This is a genomic window from Citrobacter sp. RHBSTW-00524 (genome assembly GCF_013747755.1).
Taxonomy (GTDB): domain Bacteria; phylum Pseudomonadota; class Gammaproteobacteria; order Enterobacterales; family Enterobacteriaceae; genus Citrobacter; species Citrobacter braakii.
In genome coordinates this window covers 1652794-1670502 of the sequence record NZ_CP056421.1, presented here as the reverse complement: position 1 = coordinate 1670502, position 17709 = coordinate 1652794, and the positions used below count along the sequence as shown (strand labels likewise).

Annotated in this window: 21 protein-coding genes; 4 read left to right on the top strand and 17 right to left on the bottom strand. The window is 52.5% G+C overall.

Annotated elements, in window-relative coordinates; genetic code table 11:
- Positions 1–13: 13 nt before the first annotated feature.
- The 3 genes from yfcD to yfcF are packed head-to-tail and all read right to left on the bottom strand — an operon-like array spanning position 14 to position 1876.
- Complete coding sequence (gene yfcD, locus HV229_RS07990) at positions 14–568, bottom strand: NUDIX hydrolase YfcD (protein ID WP_006683645.1); 555 nt, start codon at positions 566–568, stop codon at positions 14–16.
- Positions 569–624: 56 nt separating this feature from the next.
- Positions 625–1176: a phosphodiesterase gene (yfcE, locus tag HV229_RS07985; RefSeq protein WP_016153846.1), complete on the bottom strand. Its 552-nt coding sequence runs from the start codon at positions 1174–1176 to the stop codon at positions 625–627.
- Between the two features lie 55 nt (positions 1177–1231).
- Positions 1232–1876 carry a glutathione transferase gene (gene yfcF / locus HV229_RS07980; RefSeq protein WP_046275573.1) on the bottom strand — a complete coding sequence of 215 codons (645 nt, stop codon included), beginning with the start codon at positions 1874–1876 and terminating at the stop codon, positions 1232–1234.
- A gap of 134 nt (positions 1877–2010) precedes the next feature.
- Here yfcF and yfcG point away from each other — a divergent pair, with 134 nt between their 5' ends.
- The 4 genes from yfcG (at position 2011) to HV229_RS07960 (ending at position 4579) form a co-directional block, all read left to right on the top strand.
- Positions 2011–2646 (top strand): GSH-dependent disulfide bond oxidoreductase, encoded by a 636-nt coding sequence (gene yfcG, locus HV229_RS07975; protein WP_016153848.1) that lies wholly within the window; start codon positions 2011–2013, stop codon positions 2644–2646.
- A gap of 54 nt (positions 2647–2700) precedes the next feature.
- The gene (gene folX, locus HV229_RS07970) at positions 2701–3063 is read left to right on the top strand and encodes a dihydroneopterin triphosphate 2'-epimerase (RefSeq protein WP_016153849.1); all 363 of its coding nucleotides are present in this window, start codon (positions 2701–2703) and stop codon (positions 3061–3063) included.
- 20 nt (positions 3064–3083) lie between these two features.
- A complete protein-coding gene (locus tag HV229_RS07965) occupies positions 3084–3977 on the top strand; it encodes a TIGR01777 family oxidoreductase (protein ID WP_181547236.1) in 894 nt (297 codons plus the stop codon).
- 71 nt (positions 3978–4048) lie between these two features.
- The gene (locus HV229_RS07960; RefSeq protein ID WP_181547234.1) at positions 4049–4579 is read left to right on the top strand and encodes a GNAT family N-acetyltransferase; all 531 of its coding nucleotides are present in this window, start codon (positions 4049–4051) and stop codon (positions 4577–4579) included.
- Between the two features lie 18 nt (positions 4580–4597).
- Here the strand turns inward: HV229_RS07960 and hisP are convergent, their stop codons facing one another.
- The 14 genes from hisP to HV229_RS07890 form a co-directional block, all read right to left on the bottom strand.
- Entirely contained in the window at positions 4598–5371 is a 774-nt protein-coding gene (gene hisP / locus HV229_RS07955) for a histidine ABC transporter ATP-binding protein HisP (protein ID WP_043017062.1), read from the bottom strand.
- A 13-nt stretch (positions 5372–5384) separates the two neighbouring features.
- A complete protein-coding gene (hisM, locus tag HV229_RS07950; protein WP_181547232.1) occupies positions 5385–6092 on the bottom strand; it encodes a histidine ABC transporter permease HisM in 708 nt (235 codons plus the stop codon).
- Complete coding sequence (locus tag HV229_RS07945) at positions 6089–6775, bottom strand: histidine ABC transporter permease HisQ (protein WP_016153853.1); 687 nt, start codon at positions 6773–6775, stop codon at positions 6089–6091. The genes hisM and HV229_RS07945 overlap by 4 nt, the downstream gene beginning before the upstream one ends.
- A 186-nt stretch (positions 6776–6961) precedes the next feature.
- Positions 6962–7744 carry a histidine ABC transporter substrate-binding protein HisJ gene (hisJ, locus tag HV229_RS07940; protein WP_003028120.1) on the bottom strand — a complete coding sequence of 261 codons (783 nt, stop codon included), beginning with the start codon at positions 7742–7744 and terminating at the stop codon, positions 6962–6964.
- Between the two features lie 247 nt (positions 7745–7991).
- Positions 7992–8774, bottom strand: coding sequence for a lysine/arginine/ornithine ABC transporter substrate-binding protein ArgT (argT, locus tag HV229_RS07935; RefSeq protein WP_006683634.1), 783 nt, complete (start codon positions 8772–8774; stop codon positions 7992–7994).
- 288 nt (positions 8775–9062) lie between these two features.
- A complete protein-coding gene (locus HV229_RS07930; protein WP_019077299.1) occupies positions 9063–9632 on the bottom strand; it encodes a UbiX family flavin prenyltransferase in 570 nt (189 codons plus the stop codon).
- 95 nt (positions 9633–9727) lie between these two features.
- On the bottom strand, positions 9728–11245 hold the full coding sequence (purF, locus tag HV229_RS07925) for an amidophosphoribosyltransferase (RefSeq protein ID WP_005129677.1): 1518 nt from the start codon (positions 11243–11245) through the stop codon (positions 9728–9730).
- Between the two features lie 33 nt (positions 11246–11278).
- Entirely contained in the window at positions 11279–11767 is a 489-nt protein-coding gene (gene cvpA / locus HV229_RS07920) for a colicin V production protein (RefSeq protein ID WP_005129678.1), read from the bottom strand.
- A 221-nt stretch (positions 11768–11988) separates the two neighbouring features.
- On the bottom strand, positions 11989–12651 hold the full coding sequence (gene dedD, locus HV229_RS07915) for a cell division protein DedD (protein WP_016153857.1): 663 nt from the start codon (positions 12649–12651) through the stop codon (positions 11989–11991).
- Complete coding sequence (folC, locus tag HV229_RS07910) at positions 12641–13909, bottom strand: bifunctional tetrahydrofolate synthase/dihydrofolate synthase (RefSeq protein ID WP_046275570.1); 1269 nt, start codon at positions 13907–13909, stop codon at positions 12641–12643. The genes dedD and folC overlap by 11 nt, the downstream gene beginning before the upstream one ends.
- A gap of 192 nt (positions 13910–14101) precedes the next feature.
- Positions 14102–15016 (bottom strand): acetyl-CoA carboxylase, carboxyltransferase subunit beta, encoded by a 915-nt coding sequence (gene accD / locus HV229_RS07905; RefSeq protein ID WP_016153859.1) that lies wholly within the window; start codon positions 15014–15016, stop codon positions 14102–14104.
- A 149-nt stretch (positions 15017–15165) separates the two neighbouring features.
- Complete coding sequence (locus HV229_RS07900) at positions 15166–15825, bottom strand: DedA family protein (protein WP_181547230.1); 660 nt, start codon at positions 15823–15825, stop codon at positions 15166–15168.
- A gap of 24 nt (positions 15826–15849) precedes the next feature.
- Positions 15850–16662 carry a tRNA pseudouridine(38-40) synthase TruA gene (gene truA / locus HV229_RS07895; protein ID WP_016157050.1) on the bottom strand — a complete coding sequence of 271 codons (813 nt, stop codon included), beginning with the start codon at positions 16660–16662 and terminating at the stop codon, positions 15850–15852.
- Positions 16662–17675, bottom strand: coding sequence for an aspartate-semialdehyde dehydrogenase (locus HV229_RS07890; protein ID WP_016157051.1), 1014 nt, complete (start codon positions 17673–17675; stop codon positions 16662–16664). Before HV229_RS07890 ends, truA begins: the two co-directional genes overlap by 1 nt.
- Positions 17676–17709 lie beyond the last annotated feature (34 nt).

The window sequence follows — 17709 nt, the reverse complement described above, 5'->3', positions numbered from 1 at the left end:
GGATGAGCAGATTTTACTCAGCTTCTTCCTGCTTTTCGGCTTTCGCCCCTTCATTCTTAGCGTTGCGGGTCATCCACAGCGCCAGGGCTTTCAGTGAGTCCGGCGTAAATTCGTCGCAGCGCGCGGTAATTTCTTCCGGCGTCAGCCAGCAAACTTCACTAACCTCTTCTTCCTGAAGCGCAAACGGTCCGTGGGAAACACAGCTAAACAGCCCGCCCCATACGCGACAGTTCTGGTCTTCAAAATAAAACTGCCCATGCTCGGCAAACGGCACGCCCGCAATCCCCAGTTCCTCTTCCGCTTCACGGCGCGCTGAATCCAGTAGTTGCTCGTCAGCCTGCACAACACCGCCAGCGGTGGCATCCAGCATGCCGGGCAAAAAATCTTTTGTCTCAGTACGGCGCTGAACCAGAATTTTGCCCATACCATCATGCACGACGATATACGTTGCACGATGGCGTAAGCGTTGCGCCCGCATTTGTTCCCGGCTGGATTGTGCAATGACTTCGTTGTCTTCATTCACAATATCCACCCATTCCGTACTTGCCAAACGACGCTGTTCCACCATCAGGAAACCTTCTTTTTTCTTGCGCTCTTACGGCGCGTTTATGTTTGTGGGGTAAATTACGGATTAATCTCGACCTGTGCAATAACACTTTGATCATTGAGTGCCATTACGCTGAGAACATTATCATCCAGAATCCCGTAACTTGCCGCAAAGCCCCCTTTCGGGATGCTTACCGAGCCGGGATTGAAGTGGTAAACATCCCCTTGACGCTCAGCAACGGGCAGATGTGTATGCCCATAAACCAGCACATCTCCCACGTTGAGCGCCGGCATATTTTGCGGGCCAAAAAGATGCCCGTGCGTCAAAAAGAGTCGCTGGTTTTCTGTCAGAATTTGCTGCCACGGCGCGGTCATCGGAAAATGCAGAAGCATCTGATCCACTTCGCTGTCACAATTGCCACGCACCGCGATAATCCGCGCTGCCAGCGCATTCAACCGCTCAGCAACCTGCGCAGGCGCATAGCCTTCCGGGAGCGCATTACGCGGTCCGTGGTTTAAAACATCACCCAATATCACCAGCCATTGCGCACCGCTTGCGGCAAACCGTTCAAGTACGCGTTCCGTGGCTGGCAACGAACCATGAATGTCCGATGCGAACATCAGTTTCATCACTCACTCCTCGTTGAAAAGTACCTTGTAATGATACTGGATTACGCCCCGTTTTTCAGCAGGAACGCTTCGCTGAAAGCGCGATAAAACGCTGGACTGAAGCGCGCTGCCACTGGAAGGCGGCATATTCTGCAAGCGCTTCGGGAACCTCATCGCCGTTAAGGACCAGACGATTCAGCATTAGCGCTAAATCGCAGTCGGCAATACACCATTCGCCAAATAAATTCTGCTTCCCGTTGCTCAATAAATGGCTCGCAGTGGCGAACAATTTCTCCGCACTGACTTTTCCCGCTTCGCTTAACGGACCTTTCTTCACGCCAGCAAAAACTACGTCCGTTGAGCGTTCTTCACGGATAGGCATCAGATCGCTGCGGATCCACGCCTGAACCTGGCGCGCCCGCGCGCGCTTTTGCACATCGTGTGGGTAGATACGCTCCCACTGCGGCGGCGCAAAACTCTCTTCCAGGAACTCAGTAATCGCTGATGATTCGCTCAGCTCGAAACCGTCGATTTCAAGCACCGGCACGCGCCGCGTTAACGCATACCCTTGCCATGAAGGTTGCAAGTGTTCGCCGCTGTTGAGATCAACGGTTTTCAGCGTAAAAGGCAGTCCTTTCTCTTGCAGAGCGACATAAACAGACAGCACGTAAGGGGAGAAAAAATTGGCATCTGACCACAGCGTAATTGCAGATTTGCTCATAATGTCCTCTGAAATGTATTGGCTTGCCTTCAAAATATAGAGTCTTTCTCTCACTGTCACTTGATGAAAACTCACGCACGCCAACAGGCTCTATACTTGTTATGACCCGGTTCATGACAAAACGGACGCTGAAAATGATCGATCTCTATTACACTCCATCGCCAAACGGTCACAAAATCACGCTGTTTCTTGAAGAGGCGCAGCTGCAATACCGTCTGATTCATGTCGATATCAGCAAAGGTAGCCAGTTTCACCCTGATTTTCTGCAAATCTCACCAAACAATAAAATCCCGGCCATTATCGACAGTGCCCCGGTTGACGGCGGAAAGCCCATCAGCCTGTTTGAGTCTGGAGAAATTTTACTCTATCTGGCAGAAAAGAGCGGTAAGCTGCTGAGCGGTGAGTTACGTGAACGCCACACTACACTGCAGTGGTTGTTCTGGCAGGTCAGCGGCCTCGGACCCATGCTCGGTCAGAATCATCATTTTAGCCACTACGCCCCACAAACGATTCCCTACGCCATTGAAAGATACCAGGTTGAAACCCAGCGCCTGTACAACGTGATGAATAAACGTCTGGAAACGTCCCCCTGGCTGGGAGGCGATCACTACAGCATTGCCGACATTGCCTGCTGGCCGTGGATCCACGCCCATCAGCGTCAGCGCATCGACCTCGACAACTACCCGGCGGTCAATAACTGGCATGAACGCATCCGTACGCGTCCCGCAACGGAACGCGCCATGCAACAAGCACAAAGTGAGAAGCGGTGACGCGATTCGGTTCTCGTGTATCATGCAAAGGTTCATACATGGAGGAAACCTGCAATGTCACAACCTGACGCAATTATTCGTATAAAAAACCTTCGTCTGCGCACTTTTATCGGCATCAAAGAAGAGGAGATCCTTAACCGCCAGGATATCGTCATCAACATTGCCATTCACTATCCGGCAGACAAAGCCCGTACCAGCGAAGATATCAACGACGCGCTGAATTATCGCACTATCACCAAGAGCATCATTGCCCACGTGGAGGGTAACCGCTTCTCATTGTTAGAAAAATTAACTCAAGATGTGCTCGATATCGCACGCGAACATCACTGGGTCACTTATGCTCAAGTAGAGATAGATAAACTTCACGCATTACGTTACGCCGACTCAGTCTCTATGACGCTGAGCTGGCAGCGCTAAAACATAACCCGGGAGGCGACATGCAGATTCTGATTACCGGCGGTACTGGCCTGATTGGACGTCATCTGATCCCCCGCTTGCTGGAACTGGGGCATCAGATAACCGTAGTGACCCGTTCTCCAGATAAGGCGCGTCAGATTCTCGACTCCTGGGTTACGCTGTCCAAAGGGTTGGAAGAGCGGCAAAATCTCAATGACATTGATGCCGTCATAAACCTTGCCGGAGAGCCGATTGCGGACAAGCGCTGGAGTGCCCAGCAAAAGGAACGCCTGTGTCAGAGCCGCTGGGTCATTACGCAGAAGCTGGTCGATTTAATCAATGCCAGCGAGACACCGCCCGCAGTGCTAATCTCCGGTTCCGCTACCGGTTACTACGGCGATTTAGGCGAAGTGGTGGTCACAGAAGAAGAGCCGCCGCATAACGAATTTACCCATAAGCTGTGCGCCCGCTGGGAGCAAATTGCCAGCACTGCGCAAAGCGATAAAACCCGCGTGTGTATGCTGCGCACCGGCGTGGTACTGGCCTCTGCTGGCGGCATTCTGGCGAAAATGGTTCCACCGTTTCGTCTTGGCTTAGGCGGACCAATTGGCAACGGACGCCAGTATATGGCCTGGATCCATATTGATGATATGGTCAACGGAATTCTCTGGCTGCTGGATAACGATCTGCGCGGTCCCTTCAATATGGTTTCACCGTACCCGGTGCACAATGAGCAGTTTGCCCACGCGCTGGGCCACGCCCTGAACCGTCCTGCCATTCTGCGCGTTCCCGCCACCGCAATGCGGTTGCTGATGGGCGAATCTTCAGTGCTGGTTCTCGGCGGGCAGCGAGCGTTGCCAAAACGCCTGGAAGCGTCCGGTTTCGCGTTTCGCTGGTACGATTTAGAAGAAGCGCTGGCGGATGTCATCCGATAACCCCTAAGCGCTATTCACGGTCGCCGTTGTGGTGGTAAGGTTATAGGCCAGATTTCTGCAATGGCGACGTTATGGCGATAATTTCGACTCCCCGACTTACCCTCTCTTTGTTTCAGTTTTCTGACTGGTCATTTTTCCAGAAACTACGTGAATGTCCTGAAGTCATGCGCTATATGAGCAACATCGCCCCGGCGAAAGATACGCGTCTGTTATTCGCCAGACGCCTTGCCGCTCAGCACACTTTTGTCATCCGCGAGCACAACAACCCGACGCCGCTCGGCGATATTGGTCTGCAAATCAGCCATCTCTACCCACACGAAGCCGACCTCGGCTACGCCATCATGCCACAGGCGCAGGGGAAAGGTATTGCCAGCGAAGCCGTACGCGCGGTGTGCCAGTACGCCTTCGAGCACGCGGAGGTCACGGCGATAAATGCTTACGCACTGGCGGATAATAAGGGCTCAATACGGATTCTGGAAAAAACGGGGTTCGTGCGTACGCAGGTGCTGGAAAAGGCGTATGAGATTGATGGTATCGCCTACGACGACTGGGTTTATCGTCTGGAGTGCGACGCGCTAAAATCCCAGGCCCGGAAAGCGTAGCGCCTCCGGGCAGGTGACTTACTTCAACGAACCTTTGAGGAACTGCTGCAAACGCGGACTTTGCGGATTACCAAATACCTGTTCCGGATCGCCCTCTTCTTCAATCTTCCCTTGATGCAGGAAAATCACGTGCGTGGAGACATGACGGGCAAACCCCATTTCGTGGGTCACGACCACCATGGTTTTTCCCTCTTCGGCCAGTTGTTGCATAATGCGCAGCACTTCGCCCACCAGCTCCGGGTCAAGTGCCGACGTGGGTTCATCAAACAGCAACACTTCCGGTTCCATCGCCAGCGCACGAGCAATGGAGACACGCTGCTGCTGACCACCGGACAGATGCACCGGATATTTGCCCTGAGCGCGCTCATCAATACCCACTTTCGCCAGATACTTCACCGCACGTTCGCGAGCTTCCTGCTTGCTCAGCCCCAACACCTGGATCGGCGCTTCCATCACGTTTTCCAGCACCGTCATGTGGCTCCACAGATTAAAGTGCTGAAAGACCATCGTCAGTCGCGTGCGCAGCAAGCGCAGCTGATTTTTGTCTGCAACCTTAAGCTGGCCGTCTTTGTCGCGTACCAGACCAATGTTCTGACCACTGACGACAATCGACCCGGCGCTCGGTTTCTCGAGAAAGTTAATGCAGCGCAGGAAGGTACTTTTACCGGAACCTGACGAGCCAATAATACTGATAACATCACCCGCATTGGCCTGCAGCGATACCCCTTTCAGCACTTCATGTTCGCCGTAGTGCTTATGTAAATCGATAACGTTTAATTTATTTTCAGACATCGTGTTACTCGAATCATTTAGAGGATACATGCTGCAACCAGCGTTTTTCCGCTTTACGGAACAGACTGATCAGGACATACGAAATAATCAAATACAGAAAAGCGGCAATACCGAAGGCGGTAAACGGCTGATACGTTGCCGAGTTGATATCGCGGGCGATTTTCAACAAATCAGGCACCGTTGCGGTAAATGCCAGCGCCGTGGAGTGCAGCATTAAAATAACTTCATTGCTGTAAGCCGGCAGCGCAATACGCAGCGCGGAAGGCAAAATAATGCAGCGATACAGTTTAAATGACGAGAAACCGTAAGCGCGCGCGGCTTCAATCTCACCATGGGGTACGGAACGAATAGCCCCGGCGAAAATCTCCGTGGTATAGGCGCAGGTATTCAGCGTCAGCGCCAGCACGGTGCAATTTAGCCCACTGCGGAAAAACGCGTTGAGGAAGTCCGTGCCTTTGACTATCTCCAGCGTATACATCCCGGAATAAAACACCAGCAACTGGACGTACAGCGGCGTCCCACGAAAAATATAGGTGAACAGCCAGATGGGAAACTGGATAAATTTATTACTGGAAACACGACCAATTGCCAAAAACAGCGCCAGTATCCCGCCCATCACCACCGATGAAATCAGAAGCCACAGGGTGATAGCCACGCCGGTGTAGCGATATCCGTCGGTCCACAGCAGGGACTTCCAGTATTCCTGAATAATCTCAATCACAGGTCAGCCCTCTTCACACCCACGGAATAGCGGCGCTCAAGGTACAGCAGCACACCATTAGAAACAGTGGTAAACACCAGATAGATGACCCCGCACACTACGGCAAAATAGAACGGCTCCCAGGTACTTTTTCCGGCAAGCTGAGTGGCTTTCACCACGTCTTCCAGGCCGAGCAACGATACCAGCGCCGTGGCCTTAAGAATGACCTGCCAGTTATTGCCAATTCCCGGTAAGGCATAGCGCATCATCGCCGGGAACATAATGCGGCGAAATATTTGTGAACTGGTAAAACCGAATGCCGTCGCGGCTTCAATATGGCCTTTTGGCACGGCCATAAATGCGCCACGAAATGTTTCGGTAAAATAGGCTCCGTAGATAAACCCGAGCGTAATAATACCCGCGACCATCGGATCGATATCAATCTGGCTGATACCAATTGCATCGGTAAGGGTATTCAGCGCGATTTGTAATCCGTAAAAGATGAGCAGCATTAAGACCAGATCGGGCACGCCGCGGATAAGCGTTGTGTACCCTTCGAAAATAAGCGCCAGCGCCCGGCTTTGCGACAGCTTTGCTGCCGCGCCGACAAGGCCTATCAGAACCGCCAGTACCACCGAGCTAAGTGCCAGCTCCAGCGTAACAATTGCGCCCTGTAAAATAACACCTGAAAAGCCATACAACATGCTGCCTGTCCTGTCGTGTGTGGTGGAGTAATAAGCCTCTTTTGATTTCAGACAAACTGTTAAATGCGGGATGGCGACTTTGCCTTATCCGGCCTACAAAATCGCTGTAGACCGGATACGCGCAGCGCCATCAGGCATAAATTCAACACGTCAAAAATCTACGGGCTTTATCAGCACCTGCGGTGATTAACCGCCATAAACATCAAAATCGAAGTACTTTTTCGCCAGCTTCTCGTAAGTACCGTCAGCTCGCATCTCGGCAAAGGCTTTGTTCAGTGCTTCGCGCAGTTCGTTATCATCTTTGCGCAGCCCCATACCGGTACCCACGCCGAATAACTTCTCATCTTTTACAGATGGGCCGCCGAATTTGTAATCTTTACCGACCGGCTGTTTCAGGAAGCCTTCGCTGGCTGCGACTTCATCCTGGAAAGCAGCATCAATACGCCCGGCAGTCAGGTCAGAATAGATATTGTCTTGCCCCTGATAAGAGACAATTTCAATGCCTTTTGGCGCCCAGTGCTCGTTGCCGAAGGTTTCCTGAGTCGTGCCCTGCAGCACGCCAACACGTTTACCTTTCAGCGACTCAATGGTTGGCTGAATAGCAGAATCTTTAGCGACAACCAGACGCGAGTCGGCTGCATAAAGCTTGTCGGTAAAGGCGATTTCCTGCTGACGTTTTTCAGTGATGGAAAGCGAGGACATAATCGCATCGATTTTCTTCGCTTTTAACGAAGGGATAAGCGCGTCCAGCGGGTTTTCCACGAAGGTACATTGTGTATTGATACGTTTGCACAGCTCTTTAGCCAGATCGATATCAAAACCGACTAATTCACCCTGTGCATTTTTCGATTCGAACGGCGCATAAGTAGGATCGGTACCGATACGAATTTTTTGCGGAATGGCTGCAAATGCTGCGGTAGCACTGGAGAAAGCCAGGACCAGAGAAAGAGACAACACCAGTTTTTTCATAACTATCCTCAACAGACTGTCTTTTATAGGGGATCTTTACAGGACCAGGTGCAGTTATCGTGCCATTAATCGGGCCGACAAGGCAAAGCATTCTACCCTGTCGACGGTATTTATTTGCATGAAAAGCGCTTAAGTATGCACTCATGCTTATTAAGACAGCGACAAAAGCACTAAAACAGTGCACTGAATTTATTATGCACCGTAATGGTTACCCGCAATGGTGCAGTCCATTCCCCGCTGCGGCGTATTAATCGCCGTAGACATTGAAGTTAAAATACTTGCTCGCCATTTTGTCGTAGGTGCCGTCTTTGCGCAGTTCGCCCAGCGCTTTATCGAAAGCAGCTTTCAGCTCTGCATCATCTTTGCGCAAGCCAATCCCGGTGCCGTCACCAAAGTATTTTTTATCTTTCACCGACGGACCAGCAAAAGCGTAGTCCTTACCGGCAGGCTGCTTCAGGAAGCCTTCGCTGGCCGCGACTTCATCCTGCAACGCCGCGTCCAGACGACCCGCTGTCAGGTCAGAATAGATAAGGTCCTGGTTCGCATAGGCCACCACATCTACGCCTTTGCTGCGCCAGTTGTCATTAGCATAGGCTTCCTGAGTCGAGCCTTGCAGTACGCCAACATGTTTACCTTTGAGGGAATCAAGAGTCGGTTGAATTGGGGAACCTTTCGCGGCGATCAGACGTGAGTCTGCTGCGTAAAGCTTGTCTGAGAACGCAATCTCTTGCTGACGCTTCTCAGTGATTGAAAGCGAGGAGATGATGGCATCAATTTTTTTCGCTTTCAGCGACGGGATCAGCGCGTCAAAGTCGCTGGCTACCCAGGTACATTTGATCTGCATGCGCTTACACATCTCATTTCCCAGATCGATATCAAAGCCGACAAAGTCGCCTTTGGCATCTTTAGAGGAAAAAGGTGCGTACGTTGTATCTGTACCAATACGAACCGTCTGCGGAAGTGCTGCGTAGCTGGCCGCGGTGGCGGAGAGTCCTACCAGCAAAGACAAAGCAAGAACCGTCTTCTTCATACATAACCCTCAAGTGGCGTAATTTTATTATGTTTTACGTTGTGTTGTGTGTTTGCAGACTTTTTCATGCAGGTCTTATGCCATTTTCGCGTCGATGAGGATATTCGACGTTAAATATGTTAATAAAACGTTGCAATAATGTCCTGATTTTGAAGATAGCAGGTCTGACGGTTGAACCGCAGCGTTTCGTTGAGTTTTAACGAATTAAATGTTGAGGATATGATCGCGGTTACAAAATTGCCCTGAAACAGGGCAACGGATGTTTCTTTGCACGCTGATGGAACGGTTTTACGCCCCTTGCCAGCGGGTGAACAGATCCTGTGGAAGGGAGATATCAAACTGGTCGAGTACGCGGTTAACTGTTTGATTAATCACATCATCTAGCGTTTGCGGGCGATGATAGAATGCCGGAACTGGCGGCATAATCACCGCGCCAATTTCTGCCGCCTGCGTCATCAGCCGCAGATGCCCCAGATGCAGGGGCGTTTCACGCACGCACAGCACCAGCGGGCGGCGTTCTTTCAACACCACGTCTGCCGCACGGGTAAGCAGCCCATCGGTGTAACTGTGGACGATGCCTGAAAGCGTTTTGATTGAACAAGGTAATATTACCATTCCGGCGGTCTGAAAAGAGCCGGAAGAGATACTGGCGGCGATATCGCGCGTATCGTGATTTACATTCGCCAGTGCCTGCACATCGCGTACAGAGAGGTCAGTTTCCAGCGCCAGCGTCTGTCGGGCAGCAGCACTCATCACCAGATGGGTTTCCACATCAGTAACGTCACGCAAAACCTGCAGCAGGCGCACGCCATAAATCGCGCCACTGGCACCGCTAATCCCTACAATGAGTCGTTTCATTTTTTCGCCCTTACTTGCTTCAGGGCTGACTTTGCAGGTTTTTATGCGCAGTTGCAAGTCAGTCCACTCTATGTGTCCTGACCTGCAACAGAACATTACCCTTCGTTATGCATCTCGAGGTTTTCCGCTTCGTTCTGACGCAAAATTGCTTTGGCATCGTCATTACGCAGGGAGTCAAGGAAATCGAGATATTGCTGGTCGACGTCTTTGGTGACGTACACGCCGTTAAACACTGAGCATTCAAACTGCTGAATATCCGGGTTCTCAGCGCGGACCGCTTCAATCAGATCGTTCAGATCCTGGAAGATAAGACCGTCTGCACCGATTATCTGGCGAATCTCGTCCACTTCGCGACCATGAGCAATCAGCTCCGTCGCCGTAGGCATATCGATACCATAAACGTTCGGGAAGCGAATTTCCGGGGCCGCAGAGGCCAGATACACTTTCTTCGCTCCGGCTTCACGCGCCATCTCGATAATCTGTTCCGAGGTGGTACCGCGCACGATGGAGTCATCCACCAGCAGCACGTTTTTATCACGGAATTCCGCACGGTTGGCGTTCAGCTTACGGCGCACGGATTTACGGCGCAGCTGCTGGCCGGGCATGATAAAGGTACGACCCACGTAGCGGTTTTTCACAAAACCCTGACGGTACGGCTTACCGAGAATACGGGCAATTTCCAGCGCGATATCGCAGGAGGTTTCCGGAATCGGGATCACCACGTCAATGTCCAGATCTTCCCACTCACGAGCAATTTTTTCGCCAAGCTTGGTACCCATATTTACACGGGCGCTGTAGACGGAAATCTTGTCGATAAAGGAGTCAGGACGAGCGAAGTAAACGTATTCAAACAGGCACGGATTGCTGACCGGGTTATCGGCACACTGGCGAGTAAACAGCTGACCTTTTTCGGTGATATACACCGCTTCGCCAGGTGCCACATCGCGCAGGAATTCAAAGCCCAGCGTATCCAGCGCCACGCTCTCGGAGGCTACCATATACTCGGTACGACCATCCCCGATATCGCGTTTACCCAGTACCAGCGGACGGATACCGTTAGGATCGCGGAAGGCAACCATACCGTGGCCAATAATCATCGCCACGCAGGCATAGGCGCCGCGGATCTGGCGGTTGGTTGCCGCAATAGCAGCAAAAATATTATCGGCTTCCAGCGGATAATGGCGGAAGTTATCCAGCTCGCTGGCGAAAATATTCAGCAAAATTTCAGAGTCTGAAGTGGTATTGATGTGGCGGCGCTTTTCTTCAAACAGCTTTTTACGCAGCTCATGCGCATTGGTCAGGTTGCCATTATGGGCAAGCGTGATGCCATACGGTGAGTTGACGTAAAAAGGTTGAGCTTCGGAGGCGCTGGAGCTGCCAGCCGTTGGGTAACGCACATGACCGATGCCCATATTGCCCTGCAAACGCTGCATATGGCGCGCTTCAAAAATATCGCTCACCATTCCGTTTGCTTTACGCAAGCGGAAGCAGTTGTTGGCATCAATGGTGATGATGCCTGCGGCATCCTGACCACGATGCTGGAGCACCGTTAACGCGTCATAAATCGACTGGTTTACCGGCATAACACCGGCGATACCGACAATACCGCACATACGTCTTTTCCTCGTTCAGCAACAACCCAAAGTTTATACTTTGGGCAAGAAACTTGACGAGCTTTGCAGATAGTCAAAGAACCATCTGATGATGAAACTGAACTGCGGGATCAGCTGCGACTTGCTCCAGTCTTCACTTTTCGACAGACCGGTAAAGGTATCGAGAAAGAACAGTATGGCAGCGACGATCAGCGCTCCTCGCAGAGCACCAAAGCAGATCCCCAACACCCTGTCGGTACCCGACAGGCCTGTTTTCTCTACCAGTTGGCCTATCACAAAGTTAACGATAGCGCCGACGATAAGTGTCGCGATAAACAGTATCGCGATAGCAATCCCATTTCGAACGAGTTCGTCTTCAAAGCCCGTAAACCAGACAGACAGGTAAGTGTAGTAATGGCTGGCGACAAAGAAAGCACAACCCCAAGTCACCAACGATAATGCTTCACGAACAAAGCCACGGATCAGGCTAACCAGACAGGAAAAACCAATCACCGCGATAATGGCGTAATCAATCCAGACCATAAGTGTCCCACGATTTAACGCCCTGTCGTCCTGTTCGGGGCGCATTCTAACAGAAAAAGAAAACGTTTGCGTAGGGATTTCCTTTCCACGCGTAAATAAAAATGGCGCTGAAAAAATCTTCAACGCCATACCGTTTTATGCCTCTTCGGGCACTGCCGGATAGCGGTAAAAACGCCCTATCCGGCCTGAATTAAGAGCAGCGCCGTGAACAGCGCAATCCCTTAATTAGGGGTGTACCCCATCACTACGCCACTCAGACCGGAGATCTTCTGCAGCTCGCCCAGCGAGTTCTTCAGCTTATCTTTGGAGGCGTCAGGTCCTACGAGAATACGGGTTATTTTACCCTGCACCGGCGTTGACGGGGAAGTATATACCCGGAAGCCCGCGCCACGAAGTTTACCCACGATCTCATTGACCTTATCCGCATTTTTCAGCGCACCGAGCTGTACAACGTACGCTTTGCCGGTTGGCGCTGGCGGTTCCACCGCGGCCGGTTTCGGCGCTGGAGCCGGTGCTGGCGTCGGAGCGACGGCAACCGGCTGCGGCTTCGGTTTGGGTTTCGGCTGTTCTACAGGCGCGGGGACAGGATCTAACTCCGCGCTGTTTGCCGTCGTCAAACGTGACGGATCCAACGATGGCGCGGCAGCATCGCCCGCGCGCACCTCTTCAGCCGCCCCTTCCGGTGGCTGCGTCGGCAGCGCCTGCGTGGCTGCAGGCATCATGTCTGGTTCATCGCGATCGCCGGGTTTCGGCACCAGCGGGATCGCCGCAAACTCATCCTGATAATGCTTTTTCTGCCCGTCAAGCAGCCCGGGGAGCACAATCACCCCCAGCGCGACCAGCACAATTGTGCCGACTAATCGATTCTGAAACTTACTCGCCACCGCTTCTCCCCACGTCTATCACTTCCATGACATGTGCGACAGTGTGAAACGATCCACACACCAACACGGTATCTTCTGGCTTCGCCTCAGCTAGCGCCGCAGACCATGCCTGCGCCACGCTGTCATAGGCGTAGCCTTTGCCCAGATGCTCCAGCAGTTGTTCTGCAGTAGCACCACGCGGCCCTTCCAGGGGCGCACAGTACCAGGCGTCAACCACGCTTTTTAACCAGGCTAACGTACCGGCAATATCTTTATCATGTAGCATACCGATAACCGCAAGTACACGCCCGCTTTTCACTAATTTTTTCAGACGGCCGGTCAGATACTCCGCCGCATGCGGGTTATGGGCAACATCAAAAATCACCCGCGGCGACTCGCTCACAATCTGGAAGCGCCCCGGTAAAATCGCCTGTTCAATACCGTCACGAATGGCCTGCTCGCTGACGTTAAGCCCGCTTGCGCGCAGTGCTGCCAGTGCGGTAGCGGCGTTAGGTTGTGGGACCTGCGGCAACGGCAGGTGCGCCAACGTACCGTGATCGTCCGTAAAGGACCAGTCGTTCTCCGTAACCGCATAGCGCCAGTCCACGCCGCAGCGTTGCAAAATCGCCCCGCTCTCTTGCGCAACATCGGCAATGGTGTAAGGCATTTCCGGCTCGCCAACGATAGCCGGTTTCTCTGCACGGAAAATTCCTGCCTTCTCACGACCAATGCTTTCGCGATCCGGGCCCAGCCAGTCAGTATGGTCAAGCGCAATGCTGGTGACCACCGCAACATCGGCATCCACGATATTGGTCGCGTCAAGGCGACCGCCTAACCCAACTTCCAGAATGACGACATCCAGTTGGGCCTGTTTAAACAGCCAGAGCGCCGATAACGTGCCGTATTCAAAGTAGGTCAGGGAAATGTCGCCACGCGCGTCTTCAATCTCAGCAAACGAGGCGGTATGCGCTGATTCCGGCAGTTCACGCCCCTGCACGCGTACGCGTTCCGTGTAGCGCACCAGATGCGGCGAACTGTAAACGCCGACTTTATAACCTGCTGCGGTCAGCACAGATTCCAGCGTACGGCAGGTTGTGCCTTTCCCGTTGGTTCCCGCCACCGTAAAAACAAATGGCGCGGGTTTCAACACACCCAGTTTGCTCGCCACCTGACTTACGCGTTCCAGGCCGAGATCGATGGTTTTACTGTGCAGGTTTTCCAGATAAGAAAGCCACGATGCCAGGGGCGACGCGGCTTGAGGAATACGTTTATTGTCCATGATGGCTGTAGATTCTTTACGTTGAGAAAAGCAAAAGGGCAGCACCAACCGGCCTGCCCTTTTTTACACGTTGTTTTTCACGTTGCAGATGCGTTGGCTGTGCTCGCTCACCCGAATCACTTACCTGTGTAAGCTCATCGGGATCAACTCTCTTATCGCCTGCCTGCAACCCGAAACCCATAGAGTAAACTATCAGGCCTCTGATTCCTGATCGGGAACCGGAGGTACCACTTCGCCTTCACGCGGCTCATCCGGATTCGGCGTAGGAAGATTCATCAGCTTCGCCAGAATGCTTGCCAGTTTCAGGCGCATTTCCGGACGACGGACGATCATATCGATAGCGCCTTTTTCAATCAGGAACTCGCTACGCTGGAATCCCGGCGGCAGTTTCTCACGTACGGTTTGCTCGATAACACGCGGACCAGCAAAGCCGATCAGTGCTTTCGGTTCTGCAATGTTGAGATCGCCCAGCATCGCGAAGCTAGCAGAAACACCGCCCATTGTTGGGTCGGTCAGTACAGAAATATACGGTAAACCGCGTTCCTGCATTTTCGCCAGCGCAGCAGAGGTTTTCGCCATCTGCATCAGAGACATCAGCGCTTCCTGCATACGCGCCCCGCCAGAAGCGGAGAAGCAGATCAGCGGACAGTTATCTTCCAGCGCCTGCTCAACGGCACGGACAAAACGCGCGCCGACCACAGAGCCCATGGAGCCGCCCATAAACGCGAACTCGAATGCAGCAGCAACGACCGGCATACCGTGCAGCGTGCCTTTCATTACCACCAGCGCATCTTTCTCGCCAGTTTCTTTCTGCGCAGAAGCCAGTCTGTCTTTGTACTTTTTGGAGTCACGAAACTTCAGCACATCTTTCGGCTCAAGCTCGCTACCCAGTTCCACAAGAGAACCTTCATCTAACAGGCTATGCAGGCGATTGCGCGCCGACATGCGCATATGATGGTCACACTTCGGACAGACCTCAAGATTACGTTCCAGCTCAGCACGGTATAAAACCTGACCGCAGCTATCACACTTGGTCCACACCCCTTCAGGAATGCTTGCCTTGCGGGTGGGAGTAATGTTGCTTTTAATTCGTTCAATCCAGCTCATTGGTGACCTTTCTGCCTGAACCCTAGTCAGCTTTGTTATAAGGGGCGCATAATGCCATTTTTGCCCCTAACAGACCATGAATGTTGCACATTAAAACATAACAGCCCGAAACTTTGGATAAAAAAGTGGTCGAACCGCTGAGTTACTTTCTATTTTGCAGCCCGTGACGCAGCGCGTTTATGGCGAATCACTTCAATTATGCCCGGCAATACGGAAAGGACGATGATCGCCACAATCAGTAATTTCAGGTTTTCCTGAACGATCGGCAGATCGCCGAACAGATAGCCTGCATAGGTGAACAGCAATACCCACAGCAGCGCGCCTGCGACGTTATAGATCGCAAAGTGACGGTAGGACATGTGCCCCATACCGGCAACAAACGGTGCAAATGTACGCACAATAGGTACGAAACGCGCGAGGATAATCGTTTTGCCGCCATGACGCTCGTAGAACGCATGGGTTTTATCCAGGTAACTGCGACGGAAAATTTTAGAGTTCGGGTTACTGAAGAGTTTTTCACCGAACAAACGGCCAATCGTGTAGTTCACCGCATCGCCGATAATCGCCGCCACAATCATCAACATCACCATCAGATGAACATTGAGATCGTTAGTTGGCAGCGCAGAAAGCGCGCCAGCGACAAACAGCAGCGAGTCTCCCGGCAGGAACGGCGTCACCACCAGCCCGGTTTCGCAGAACAGGATCAGAAACAGAATCGCGTATACCCAGATACCGTATTCCGCAACCAGCTCCGCCAGATGCACATCAATGTGCAGGATAAAATCGATAAGAAAGTAAATCAGGTCCATAGTTTTGCCTTTATACGACTCAAATTAGTCCGCCAGAAATAGCGGGCCCATAGGCGGTTTTGGCAGGTCGAACCGTTCCGGGTAATCTACTGCAACCAGATACAATCCTTCCGCTTTCGCCGTTGCCGCTGCCAGCGTTCTGTCCTTCGCCGCTAGCAGTTCTGCTATCCAGCTCTCCGGCTGGTTGTTGGCACCTACTTCCATCAGGCTGCCGACAATATTCCTGACCATATGATGTACAAAGGCATTCGCTTTAATATCCACCACCACATATGCACCAAAACGTTCAACGTTAATGTGCATCACGTTACGCCACGGTGTGCGCGACTGACACTGCACCGCCCGAAACGAAGTAAAATCATTTTCGCCAATCAAACACTGGGCCGCACGATGCATACGCTCAGCGTCCAGCGGTTCATAGTAATGGGTTACCCCTTTACCTAAAACCGCAGGGCGCAACCGATGATTGTAGATGATGTAGCGATAACGGCGAGCCGTAGCGCTAAATCGGGCATGGAAATCATCGGGTACAGCTTTCACCCAGCGCACAGCAATGTCACCAGGTAAATTCGCATTTACCCCCAGTGTCCAGGCTGCATCTTTACGCTGGGCAGTCGTTTCAAAGTGCACGACCTGCCCTGTGCCATGAACGCCCGCATCCGTGCGTCCCGCACAAAAGACAGTGATGCGTTCATTCGCCACCTGAGAGAGCGCTTTTTCCAGTTTTTCCTGAACGCTACGCACTTCGTTCTGGCGCTGCCAGCCATAATATTTGCTGCCGTCATACTCAATGCCCAGCGCAATTTTATGGGTTGACGGCTGTTGCAGGTCAGACATTAGTACAGGTACTCCTGCACCAGTTTTTCCGCAATTTTTACCGCCATCAACGCACCGCCAAAGCGTACGTTGTCTGCCACAGACCAGAACTGAACCTGTTCCGGCATCCCATAATCGTTATGCACACAGCCAACTGAAAGGTGCGGAGTACCTGACGCATCGCCAACCTGCGTCGGGATATAGGTCTCTTCTGACAACACTACGTCCTCACCGCGTGAAAACGCATCGCGTGCTTCTTCCGCCGCCAACGGACGCAGGGCTTCAAAATTCACCATCTGTGCGTGGCCATAAAATACCGGCGACTGCACGATGCTGGCGGAGATAAGTAGCCCGTCGTCCTGCATAATTTTGCGCACTTCATCGACAATACGACGCTCTTCGCGCACGCTACCTTCGCGATCCGGCAGCAGCGGCAGCATGTTGAACGCCAGCTGACGGCCAAAGAAATCGTCATCGTCAATCGGGATGCCGTTCAGTAGTTTCGCGCTCTGTCCGGCAAGCGCATCTACGGCTTTTTTACCGTGAGCGGAAGCGGAAATAATATTGGTCACCGTAATACGTGACAGCCCGCCGTCATCAATTAGCGGCTTCAGCGCAGACAGCAGTTGGCTGGTCAGGCTGGAAGGGACCGCAATCACATTGCGGTTGCGGTAATCCGCCAGTACGAACGGGTTAACGTCCGGAACCACCAGCGGAACGTCCGGCTCAAGCGCGAACAGGCCACTGCTGTCGATAACCAGGCAACCGGCATTGGTCGCTTCTTCCACCCATGCGGCGGTGGCTTCAGCGCCCGCAACAAAAAATGCCAGTTGCGCCTGCGTCCAGTCAAAGTCTACAACGTCCTGAACAAGGACCGATTTACCGTTAAAACGCAGATGCTCACCTGCGCTTTCATTACGCGCCAGCGCATAAATTTCACCGACCGGGAACTGGCGTTCAGCCAGCGTATCGAGCAGGGCTTCGCCTACGGCGCCCGTTGCGCCCAGAATGGCAATATTCCAGCCTTCAGACATGGTGATTTACTCCAGAAATACGTAAGCGTCCCTG

Coding starts and splice junctions, on each gene's coding strand:
- folX (WP_016153849.1), top strand. CDS start 2,701: ATGTCACAACCTGACGCAATTATTCGTATAAAAAACCTTCGTCTGCGC.
- HV229_RS07930 (WP_019077299.1), bottom strand. CDS start 9,632: ATGAAACGACTCATTGTAGGGATTAGCGGTGCCAGTGGCGCGATTTAT.
- purF (WP_005129677.1), bottom strand. CDS start 11,245: ATGTGCGGTATTGTCGGTATCGCCGGTGTTATGCCGGTAAACCAGTCG.
- yfcD (WP_006683645.1), bottom strand. CDS start 568: ATGGTGGAACAGCGTCGTTTGGCAAGTACGGAATGGGTGGATATTGTG.
- HV229_RS07965 (WP_181547236.1), top strand. CDS start 3,084: ATGCAGATTCTGATTACCGGCGGTACTGGCCTGATTGGACGTCATCTG.
- argT (WP_006683634.1), bottom strand. CDS start 8,774: ATGAAGAAGACGGTTCTTGCTTTGTCTTTGCTGGTAGGACTCTCCGCC.
- hisJ (WP_003028120.1), bottom strand. CDS start 7,744: ATGAAAAAACTGGTGTTGTCTCTTTCTCTGGTCCTGGCTTTCTCCAGT.
- yfcG (WP_016153848.1), top strand. CDS start 2,011: ATGATCGATCTCTATTACACTCCATCGCCAAACGGTCACAAAATCACG.
- yfcE (WP_016153846.1), bottom strand. CDS start 1,176: ATGAAACTGATGTTCGCATCGGACATTCATGGTTCGTTGCCAGCCACG.
- HV229_RS07890 (WP_016157051.1), bottom strand. CDS start 17,675: ATGTCTGAAGGCTGGAATATTGCCATTCTGGGCGCAACGGGCGCCGTA.
- HV229_RS07960 (WP_181547234.1), top strand. CDS start 4,049: ATGGCGATAATTTCGACTCCCCGACTTACCCTCTCTTTGTTTCAGTTT.
- HV229_RS07900 (WP_181547230.1), bottom strand. CDS start 15,825: ATGGACCTGATTTACTTTCTTATCGATTTTATCCTGCACATTGATGTG.
- accD (WP_016153859.1), bottom strand. CDS start 15,016: ATGAGCTGGATTGAACGAATTAAAAGCAACATTACTCCCACCCGCAAG.
- HV229_RS07945 (WP_016153853.1), bottom strand. CDS start 6,775: ATGTTGTATGGCTTTTCAGGTGTTATTTTACAGGGCGCAATTGTTACG.
- yfcF (WP_046275573.1), bottom strand. CDS start 1,876: ATGAGCAAATCTGCAATTACGCTGTGGTCAGATGCCAATTTTTTCTCC.
- truA (WP_016157050.1), bottom strand. CDS start 16,662: ATGTCTGACCTGCAACAGCCGTCAACCCATAAAATTGCGCTGGGCATT.
- cvpA (WP_005129678.1), bottom strand. CDS start 11,767: ATGGTCTGGATTGATTACGCCATTATCGCGGTGATTGGTTTTTCCTGT.
- folC (WP_046275570.1), bottom strand. CDS start 13,909: ATGGACAATAAACGTATTCCTCAAGCCGCGTCGCCCCTGGCATCGTGG.
- hisP (WP_043017062.1), bottom strand. CDS start 5,371: ATGTCTGAAAATAAATTAAACGTTATCGATTTACATAAGCACTACGGC.